This is a genomic window from Shigella sp. FC1544 (assembly GCF_001722145.1).
GTDB lineage: Bacteria > Pseudomonadota > Gammaproteobacteria > Enterobacterales > Enterobacteriaceae > Escherichia > Escherichia coli.
The window spans coordinates 16,735-27,222 of the sequence record NZ_MECT01000355.1 but is presented as its reverse complement, the minus strand read 5'-3'; the positions used below and the strand labels follow the sequence as shown (position 1 = coordinate 27,222).

Below are 10,488 nucleotides of genomic sequence, written 5' to 3'. Positions count from 1 at the left end.
TTTCTGGTGCGTACCGGGCTGAGAGGCGGTGTAAGTGAACTGTAGTTGCCATGTTTTACGGCAATGAGAGCAGAGATAGCGCTGATGTCCGGCAGTGCTTTTGCCGTTACGCACCACGCCTTCAGTAGCGGAGCAGGAAGGGCATCTGATGGAAATGGAAGCCACGCAAGCACCTTAAAATCACCATCATACACTAAATCAGTAAGTTGGCAGCATTACCCTGAATCTCCACCTGAATATGTTAAAAAGACTTAAGTAGTGGAAGGGTATTACCCGCGAGAAAAAATAAGAATTCGCCATTTGGCGGTGGCCATTCTACAGAGATGACGCGTAGAAAATAGTTACCGATATAAATAGTTACAGCTAAACGCCTGAAATTACATGTCGAGGGCACTATTTAAAACAATTTTGAGGATTTCCTTATATTGGTGGTTAGTACGCATGCAATTAAAAATGAAATTCCGCGACTACAAGCCAAAATAACAAATGGCAATGAGACAAAAATAAGCACAAATAGCCAATACGTCCTCTATTCACTTTAAAGGGAATCACTGAAAAATACGCTCTGTTTAAGGGGATTCACCTTTCTCATAAAGCTATTCCGCCCTTTTCCTGCTGAGAAATCGCCACATTCGTCATGACAACATTGTGAAACCCGGCATTAGATGTTAGAAAAAACAATAAACAATGCGATATGCGCGTTACTGTTTCGCTGTGAATAACAATCGGTCAAAGAAATGGATAAAATTCACGCAATACAGTTGTTCATCAAAGTCGCGGAGCTGGAAAGTTTTTCCCGCGCAGCGGATTTCTTTGCTTTGCCAAAGGGAAGTGTTTCGCGCCAGATACAGGCACTGGAACATCAACTTGGCACCCAGCTTCTCCAGCGCACCACGCGACGGGTCAAACTCACGCCAGAAGGCATGACCTATTATCAACGGGCAAAAGAAGTGTTGAGTAATCTCAACGAACTGGACGGTCTGTTTCAACAGGATGCCACCAGTATCAGCGGTATATTACGCATCGACATCCCGCCAGGAATCGCGAAAAACCTGTTACTGCCGCGCCTGTCGGAATTTCTCTATCTGCATCCGGGAATTGAGCTGGAACTGAGTAGCCATGACCGTCCGGTAGATATTCTTCATGATGGTTTTGATTGCGTGATACGCACTGGCGCGTTACCGGAAGATGGCGTTATCGCCCGTCCCCTCGGCAAACTGACCATGGTCAACTGTGCCAGTCCGCACTATCTGACGCGCTTTGGTTATCCGCAAAGCCCCGATGATCTGACTTCACACGCAATAGTGCGTTATACACCGCACCTGGGTGTACATCCGTTAGGTTTTGAGGTTGCCAGCGTTAATGGCGTCCAGTGGTTTAAGTCTGGCGGCATGTTGACGGTAAATAGTAGCGAAAACTATCTCGCCGCCGGTCTTGCCGGTCTGGGGATTATTCAGATCCCGCGCATTGCCGTGCGCGAAGCCCTGCGTGCCGGGCGGCTTATTGAAGTATTACCTGGCTACCGTGCCGAGCCGCTCTCCCTTTCGCTGGTTTACCCGCAGCGTCGGGAGCTTTCCCGGCGTGTAAACCTGTTTATGCAGTGGCTGGCTGGCGTAATGAAAGAGCACCTGGACTGACCGACTATACTTTTTAAGAATGACCACGACAGAAGGACAAAAGAGCGGATGACGCAGGAAAACGAGATCAAACGTCCCACCCAGGATCTGGAGCACGAGCCGATTAAGCAGTTGGATAATAGCGAGAAAGGCGGCAAAGTTAGCCAGGCGCTGGAAACCGTCACCACCACTGCCGAAAAAGTCCAACGCCAACCGGTTATTGCGCACCTGATTCGCGCGACAGAACGCTTTAACGATCGGCTGGGTAACCAGTTTGGTGCGGCTATCACCTATTTCTCATTTTTGTCGATGATCCCGATTTTGATGGTGTCGTTTGCCGCAGGGGGCTTTGTGCTGGCCTCCCATCCGATGTTGCTACAGGATATCTTCGACAAAATTCTGCAAAACATCAGCGATCCGACACTAGCCGCCACGTTGAAAAACACCATCAACACCGCCGTTCAGCAGCGTACGACTGTAGGGCTTGTCGGCCTGGCGGTGGCACTTTATTCCGGCATCAACTGGATGGGTAACCTGCGTGAAGCGATTCGTGCCCAGTCGCGCGATGTCTGGGAACGCTCGCCGCAAGATCAGGAGAAGTTCTGGGTAAAATATCTGCGTGATTTTATTTCACTGATTGGTTTGTTGATTGCGCTGATTGTGACGCTTTCGATCACCTCGGTTGCCGGTTCGGCGCAGCAAATGATTATTAGCGCCCTGCACCTGAACAGCATTGAGTGGCTGAAACCGACGTGGCGATTGATTGGCCTGGCGATTTCCATCTTCGCCAACTATCTGCTTTTCTTCTGGATCTTCTGGCGGTTGCCGCGCCACCGTCCGCGCAAAAAAGCCCTGATTCGCGGAACATTTCTGGCTGCTATTGGTTTTGAAGTGATTAAAATCGTGATGACCTACACCCTGCCATCGCTGATGAAATCCCCCTCTGGCGCAGCATTTGGTTCCGTGCTGGGGCTGATGGCATTTTTCTACTTCTTCGCCCGTTTGACGCTATTTTGCGCGGCGTGGATTGCCACCGCCGAATATAAAGACGACCCGCGAATGCCAGGGAAAACGCAGCCTTAAAATAGGCCGGATGCGGCGTAAACGCCTTATCCGGCATACGATTTTATTCGGCCTGGCTCCCCGTAGGCCGGATAAGATGCGCCAGCATCGCATCCGGCTATAATGCGCACATAACCTCTTGAAACTCGTCCCCAGAGTCTCTTCAGCCATCTATTTAGGAGCAAACAATTTCATTCTAACTCATAACCCCAGCATATAAATCCAATTGGTAACTTTTATTTAACCTGAAACCAGTTTTATCCACTATTTATAAAATTATGTGAAGCATTTCATAGAAGAAAAATCACTGGCCTAAACATTATCCCCTTTTTGCCTGGTTTTTGACCATTTCCGCGATTTGTTACACATTGAAATATCACTTTTGCTGTGCGTAATATGGCTATTCGTTAGCCAAAAAATAAGAAAAGATTATGCAAGCAACAGCCACAACACTCGACCACGAGCAAGAATACACGCCGATCAACTCGCGTAATAAAGTCCTTGTCGCCTCTCTCATTGGCACAGCCATTGAGTTCTTCGACTTTTACATTTACGCCACTGCGGCCGTTATTGTGTTTCCGCATATCTTCTTCCCGCAGGGCGATCCTACGGCAGCAACGCTACAGTCGCTCGCCACCTTCGCCATCGCCTTCGTCGCGCGCCCCATTGGCTCTGCCGTTTTTGGTCATTTTGGCGATCGCGTTGGGCGTAAAGCGACGCTGGTCGCCTCGTTGCTAACGATGGGGATTTCGACCGTGGTGATTGGTCTGCTGCCAGGCTATGCCACGATTGGTATTTTCGCCCCGCTGCTGCTGGCGCTGGCTCGATTTGGTCAGGGTCTGGGCTTAGGTGGTGAATGGGGCGGCGCGGCGCTGCTGGCGACTGAAAACGCCCCACCGCGCAAACGTGCATTGTACGGCTCCTTCCCGCAGCTGGGCGCACCGATTGGCTTCTTCTTTGCCAACGGCACTTTCTTGCTGCTTTCCTGGCTACTGACCGACGAGCAGTTTATGAGCTGGGGCTGGCGTGTGCCATTTATCTTCTCGGCGGTGCTGGTCATTATCGGCCTGTATGTTCGCGTGTCGCTGCATGAGTCGCCGGTGTTTGAGAAAGTCGCTAAAGCGAAAAAACAGGTGAAGATCCCGCTGGGTACGCTGCTGACCAAACATGTTCGCGTAACCGTACTGGGTACGTTCATTATGCTGGCAACCTATACGCTGTTTTACATCATGACGGTCTACTCTATGACCTTTAGTACCGCTGCCGCGCCAGTTGGGCTTGGCCTGCCGCGTAACGAAGTGTTGTGGATGTTGATGATGGCAGTTATTGGTTTTGGCGTGATGGTGCCAGTCGCTGGATTACTGGCTGATGCCTTTGGTCGCCGTAAAAGCATGGTAATCATCACCACGCTGATCATCCTGTTCGCGCTATTCGCCTTTAACCCTTTGCTCGGTTCTGGCAACCCGATTCTGGTTTTTGCCTTCCTGCTGCTGGGGTTAAGTCTGATGGGGCTGACCTTCGGTCCGATGGGCGCGCTGTTACCAGAGCTGTTCCCGACAGAAGTGCGTTACACCGGAGCATCGTTCTCTTACAACGTATCGTCGATTCTCGGGGCTTCCGTTGCGCCGTATATCGCAGCCTGGTTGCAGACTAACTACGGGTTAGGTGCGGTGGGGTTATATCTGGCGGCGATGGCTGGCTTGACGTTAATCGCCCTGCTGCTGACCCATGAGACGCGACATCAGTCGTTGTAAGTATCGTGTGGGCAGCCACCCTCACCCCAGCCCTCTCCCTGAAAGGGAGAGGGAGAAAAGCGGAGCGAGATGTTATATCGCGAACATAACAGCCCTCCCCCAGAAAGTGAACGGAAAAGCGGTACTCGTTGTTTCAACACGCACAAAACAGTCCCCTCGCCCCTTTGGGGAGAGGATTAGGGTGAGGGGAACACGCTGCTCCCGAACTCACCAGCAAACACAATCCAACCTCATCACTTCTTCATCTGCGACAATATCGTCCGACACTGATTAGCCTCCCCTTCGGAAGGTGAGATCAGTGCCAATAACGCCGCCGCCGGTGTTACCAGCGTTGCCAGTGCCGCCGCAACGGCACCACGGGCAATCAGCGGTCCGGCTTTCACCCCAGCCTGCGGATTTTTAAACGTCCCACGCACATACAGCGGCGAACGCAGTGTGATAATCCGAATCCCTTTACTCTCCGGATCAATAGTCAAATCCAGCTGTTCCGAAGCAAAACTTGCCGTGCCGGTAACATTAATCAACGCGTTCTCAGTATCGAAAGCAAAAATCTGCGGGCGCGCTACGCCGTTGGCAATATTCAGATTCGCCGCCGCGCAGTTCACCCGCACCTCATCGTCACCAAATATCGCACCGACAATGTAGTTGCCGACATTCAGCCCAACAATCTCCATCAGGTTGCGGCTCACCAGCCCGTCATTCATCAACAGTTTCAGGTTGCCGTTACTGTTGCCTAAAAGCGCCGCCACCGAGTTACCGCTACCGCGTAGTTCCGCGTCACCGTTCATTTCCCCCAGCGTCTTCTGCATCAGTTCCACATCGGGCATCAGTTCTTTCAGTTTCAGTCGACGAGCCTGAATATCTGCCCGCCCCTGCATCGGCTTTTTATCGCCTTCCAGATGGATATTCGCCGCAATGCTGCCGCCCGCCATGCCAAATTTCAGCGGTTGCAGGCGCAGGTCAGCATTTTTGAGGATGATATGAGTAGAAAGATCGCTAATCGGCAGGCTACTGCCATGCTCGATACGTCGGCCTTTGAAGCGAACATCGGCATCCATAACGTCCCATTTATCGGTTTCGAAGCGGTCATAAGGCAGCACTTTGCCCGCAGGCTGAACGCTTTTTTCGCCCTTCTTCTGTTCAGACCGTTTCGACTTTTCTGCCCCTTTCCCCGAATCAACGCCAATCAACGGTCCCAGGTCCGCCAGCCGCAATTGCCGCGACTCGACATCACCTTCCAGTTTTGGTCGTGGCTTTCCGGTGGTGTAGACCAGAGAACCGTGGATATCGCTATCGCCAATTCGCCCATTAAAACCGCGATAATCAAAGACCGACGATTTTTCAGTGTCGATTTTCGCTACCAGCCGACCATCCGTTTCAAACGGCGGGGTATCGGGCAGCAGAACGCCTGTCAGTTCATAGAGATCACCCAGTGAATCGCCAGAAAATTTAAGCCGTAAATCGACACCGCCCATCTTCATTGGGTCATTCACGACGCCATCAAAAGCAACACGGGTATTACCTGAACGGAAATCAGCCTGTACCGGAAACGGCGTCCCTTCGCCACGCAGCGCCAGCATACCGCCTATTTTTCCCGTACCCGTGAGCTGTTCACCGTTATAACGTCCCTGCGCCTTCAGGCCAAAAACGTAATCGCCCACCTTTTCTTTATCCGCTTTACCTTTCGATCCAGTAACTTCGCTGAACGGCAGCGGCTTGCCTAACGGATCAACAAAAATTTCCAGATCCGCTTTGCTTACTTTGTCATCAATGGCGATCCGCCCTTGATCGAAAAGAATATTATCCAGCCGAAACGACCATGCCGACGGCTTTGCATTCGCGTCTTTGTTATCATCGTTGGCGAGATTAAACGTCCAGTTATTGTTCTTTTCGGAGAGGCGAATCAGGCGCGCGTCGGGCTTTTCGAGCTTGATCCACGGCAGCCAGACCGTTTTGATCAGCAGCGCCAGCGGTGCCAGCGTTGCCTCTACTCGCGGCAAATGCACCATCGTGACTTCGGGAATATCCGGTGGATTGCCAAGAATGATGTCTTCTGCATGTACATGAGGCCACGGCACCCAGCTGCGCCAGCCAGTTTCTTGTTTTTGCCGCTCCCACACCACGCCCAGATCGCCACGGATAGCGAACGGACGATTCAACTCCGCAGAGACTTTCTGGTTGATGGTCGGTTTGAGTCGATTCCAGTCAAAAGTTGCAATCAAAATGATCGCCACGACAATCAACAACAAGAAAGCCCCTGAAATCGCAGCGGTTATTTTGCCTGCCTTGCTCATCGTTCGCTTCCTCATATTCTTCCTGTGCCAGTCCTAAAGATAGTCCAGCCAGGCGGAAAATGAGGCAGCTTATAGCGCCAGAACCGCCGTATTCAGCGTTTCTATCGGTGCCGGGCGTGAAAGAAACCAGCCTTGTGCGGCGAATGCGGGCGAGTTCTGTACATCACGCCACTCTTCCGGCGTTTCTACGCCCTCAACAATCACCCCGCGACAATAGCGATTCATTAGATGTAAAAGCTGAGAAAAGAGTGTGCGTCCTTCCGGCGACTGACGCAGCATCACAAACAGTTCTCGCGCGATTTTGATGTAGTCATAACGCACTTCACTTAGTGCAGAGAAATTTGCCATCCCGGTACCAAAATCACCCAGCCACAGCGGGCCAAATTCACACATCGAGGCAAAGGTTGAATCTTTCGGCAGACGGATATGCTCCACCAGTTCGAAACGCAGCCAGGGAAGACGCTCAATTTGGCGCAGGATTTTTGGTTGCTGACGCAGGGCGATGAGCGTAGGGCCATCAATATTGACCGATGCCAGCAGGCCGTGCTCTATAAAGAAGTCGGCTTTTTGCGCCAGCAAATCAATCTGCTCTTTCACAACCTCCATCCGATGGCTGACGGTGATTTCAGTAAAATAGCGATCCGGCGGCAGGCGTTGCGAAGGGTTCAAGGGATGCGTGACCACCGTTAATAGCTCCACGGCCATTAACCGCCCGCATGTTTGATAGATCGGCTGCCAGGTGTAAGCACGCTCACACTGCAACCAAAAACGCCGTTCCTGCAAGCTCTCGATGCTTGCTTCAGGGTTGCTTATTCGCTGGATAACCTGCCTTATCATCAAAGATGTCCTGTGTTTAAAAGTGATGCTGCCCGGACTCGACAAAGATTATCGGCGCGTAAGGGCAGAACTTTACCGCCTGGCCGGGGTAAATTTCCTCACTCCACAACGGAATCTTTCAGGAATACGTTCTGGCTCAAAAAAATAATGGAACACTGTTTTAATATTGTTGACCAGCAAACCACCACAGCGCAAACTAACGCTAATTTTTTACAGTTCAGGTTCACGACTATGTCCAAAAAGATTGCCGTGATTGGCGAATGCATGATTGAGCTTTCCGAGAAAGGCGCGGACGTTAAGCGCGGTTTCGGCGGCGATACCCTGAACACTTCCGTCTATATCGCCCGTCAGGTCGATCCTGCGGCATTAACCGTTCATTACGTAACGGCGCTGGGAACGGACAGTTTTAGCCAGCAGATGCTGGACGCCTGGCACGGCGAGAACGTTGATATTTCCCTGACCCAACGGATGGAAAACCGTCTGCCGGGCCTTTACTACATTGAAACCGACAGCACCGGCGAGCGTACGTTCTACTACTGGCGGAACGAAGCCGCCGCCAAATTCTGGCTGGAGAGTGAGCAGTCTGCGGCGATTTGCGAAGAGCTGGCGAATTTCGATTATCTCTACCTGAGCGGGATTAGCCTGGCGATCTTAAGCCCGACCAGCCGCGAAAAGCTGCTTTCCCTGCTGCGCGAATGCCGCGCCAACGGCGGAAAAGTGATTTTCGACAATAACTATCGTCCGCGCCTGTGGGCCAGCAAAGAAGAGACACAGCAGGTGTACCAACAAATGCTGGAATGCACGGATATCGCCTTCCTGACGCTGGACGATGAAGACGCGCTGTGGGGTCAACAGCCGGTGGAAGACGTCATTGCGCGCACCCATAACGCGGGCGTGAAAGAAGTGGTGGTGAAACGCGGGGCGGATTCTTGCCTGGTGTCCATTGCTGGCGAAGGGTTAGTGGATGTTCCGGCGGTGAAACTGCCGAAAGAAAAAGTGATCGATACCACCGCAGCTGGCGACTCTTTCAGCGCCGGTTATCTGGCGGTACGTTTGACGGGCGGCAGTGCGGAAAACGCGGCGAAACGCGGGCACCTGACCGCAAGTACCGTTATTCAGTATCGCGGCGCGATTATCCCGCGTGAGGCGATGCCAGCGTAAACGCAGCATATGCAAAAGGCTGGATAAAGTGTTACCCCTCTATCCAGCTCATCCATAAATACCTGATGGTTGTGCTAACTCATCACCATCAGGCATTACTGTGCAGGTGGAATATCCGTCACTTCAGGATGTACGTCATCCGTGGCGACAGAGGTGGCGGCAGCAGCAGTCGATGGGGCCATGATTTGATCCCAGGCCGCCTGCAACGCTTTCATGTTAAATTCCGGCTCGCCTTTCGGCTGCAGCAGTATTAACGCCATATCATTCGACAACTGCTGACGCAGATCCTGATTTAACATCTCCACCGTCAGGCTGTTAAGGAAATCCTGCCGCAGTTTCTGATACTGCTCCGGCGCGATATCGACGACCTGATTTTGCAACGAACGCATCCGCTGACCCATCAGAATATCGGTATCAGCCCGCGCATAGGCGGCAAACAGTTTCTGCAGCTCCAGTTTCTTTTGCGCCACTAACGCATTGAACTCTTCTTCCGGCAGACCTTTATCGCGAACCTTCGCCAGTTCACGCGCCACCAGATTAAGGTTGCTGTTCAGCTTGTCGTTTGGTGATTCGATGTTGATGGCACACTGCGCACGCAGATACAGCACACGGCAGTCAAATCCAAGACCGATGTCTTTGCTGTTACTGGCGCTTAACGCTTGCTGAACATGCCAGAACAGTGCCTCGCGGGCCAGGTCCGCACGCCAGTAGCGCAGCAGTGCGGCTGATTCACGAATCGGCTGCCACGGCGTATCCCACATGATAGATAACCGGTCCTGACGCACCGCGTCAGTCATAATACTCACCGCTTCCGCACGCAGCGGAGAAAGCGTCGGCACCGGAGCTGGCGTTTCACGTTTGCCTTTCAGTTCGCCAAACGTTTTGTTGATTTGGTCGACAACCGAGCGCGCATCCACGTTTCCCACCACCAGTAGCGTCATTGCATCCGGGGTGTACCATTTCTGATAGAAATCTTTAATTTTTTCCGCTTCAACGGGTTGTTTCAGCGGATCGGCAGGATCGTGACCTAACAAGGTTGACCCTTTCAGACGATAGCGCCACCAGCCCTCTTTAGTATCGGCAGGCCAGGTTGCCACCATGTCCTGACTTTGCAGCGCGTGGTTGATGGTTTCTGGTGTGATGGTCAATTTGCCAGTGGCATTTGCCAGATAAGAGAGCGCTTCTTTCAGCAAATCGTTACGGTTATTGGGCAAACTCAGATTAAACAGCGTGGTGTCATAAGAGACAATTACCGGCGGCATCGGGCGTTTAGGGTCGATCCCCTGCTGCCACAATGAACGCGCCTGTGCTGCGTCAAGGCCACCGCTTTGCGTTAGCGCAATACGAGGGATGGCGTGACTGTAACCGCTCTGTTGTGTACTTTCGGCGAGCGAACCGGTATTAACCAGCAGGCGAATTTCAACACGATCGCTGGGACGCTGGGGGGTGGTCAGCACTTGCCACTGTAAACCGTTGGAAAGCGTCCCCTGTTGCCATGCTGGATCAGGCTGGAGCGCATCTGCCTGCACATAGCCAGCAGTGGCCATCATCAGCAAACCGCCCGCTAAAAGTCGAATTTTTGTGCCCTGCATGTGAACCCCTGATCAACTATCCTGGTAATAAAAAAACTGCCCGTTGTCAGTCAGTCTAAATGACGTTAAAAACACTTCGTGTTAGACCGCAAGAACATGAAAATGTCACGGAAGAAGTGAAATAAACCTGAACTCACCCAGGTGGTAAGTTCAGGCACAGGGGTCAATTATG

At 52.1% G+C, this 10,488-nt stretch carries 8 protein-coding genes; 4 read left to right on the top strand and 4 right to left on the bottom strand.

Going from position 1 to position 10,488, the window contains the following annotated elements:
* A partial coding sequence (locus BGK49_RS27625) for an IS1 family transposase (protein ID WP_047664789.1) occupies positions 1–165 on the bottom strand: 165 nt, incomplete at its 3' end.
* A 572-nt stretch (positions 166–737) separates the two neighbouring features.
* Between BGK49_RS27625 and BGK49_RS16285 the strand changes: the two genes are divergently transcribed.
* The 3 genes from BGK49_RS16285 (at position 738) to BGK49_RS16275 (ending at position 4,432) form a co-directional block, all read left to right on the top strand.
* Positions 738–1,637, top strand: a complete 900-nt coding sequence (locus BGK49_RS16285; RefSeq protein ID WP_000357788.1) for a LysR family transcriptional regulator — start codon at positions 738–740, stop codon at positions 1,635–1,637.
* A 48-nt stretch (positions 1,638–1,685) separates the two neighbouring features.
* The gene (gene yhjD / locus BGK49_RS16280) at positions 1,686–2,699 is read left to right on the top strand and encodes an inner membrane protein YhjD (protein ID WP_000191257.1); all 1,014 of its coding nucleotides are present in this window, start codon (positions 1,686–1,688) and stop codon (positions 2,697–2,699) included.
* Positions 2,700–3,109: 410 nt separating this feature from the next.
* Positions 3,110–4,432, top strand: a complete 1,323-nt coding sequence (locus BGK49_RS16275; protein ID WP_001149007.1) for an MFS transporter — start codon at positions 3,110–3,112, stop codon at positions 4,430–4,432.
* 233 nt (positions 4,433–4,665) lie between these two features.
* On the opposite strand, the gene BGK49_RS16270 is transcribed toward BGK49_RS16275, so the two are convergent.
* Both BGK49_RS16270 and pdeH read right to left on the bottom strand, forming a co-directional pair.
* Entirely contained in the window at positions 4,666–6,726 is a 2,061-nt protein-coding gene (locus tag BGK49_RS16270; protein ID WP_005031477.1) for an AsmA family protein, read from the bottom strand.
* A 69-nt stretch (positions 6,727–6,795) separates the two neighbouring features.
* Entirely contained in the window at positions 6,796–7,563 is a 768-nt protein-coding gene (pdeH, locus tag BGK49_RS16265; RefSeq protein WP_012421508.1) for a cyclic-guanylate-specific phosphodiesterase, read from the bottom strand.
* A 231-nt stretch (positions 7,564–7,794) separates the two neighbouring features.
* Here pdeH and kdgK point away from each other — a divergent pair, with 231 nt between their 5' ends.
* Positions 7,795–8,724, top strand: a complete 930-nt coding sequence (gene kdgK / locus BGK49_RS16255; protein WP_005031473.1) for a 2-dehydro-3-deoxygluconokinase — start codon at positions 7,795–7,797, stop codon at positions 8,722–8,724.
* Positions 8,725–8,819: 95 nt separating this feature from the next.
* On the opposite strand, the gene BGK49_RS16250 is transcribed toward kdgK, so the two are convergent.
* On the bottom strand, positions 8,820–10,316 hold the full coding sequence (locus tag BGK49_RS16250) for a M16 family metallopeptidase (RefSeq protein WP_001163135.1): 1,497 nt from the start codon (positions 10,314–10,316) through the stop codon (positions 8,820–8,822).
* Positions 10,317–10,488 lie beyond the last annotated feature (172 nt).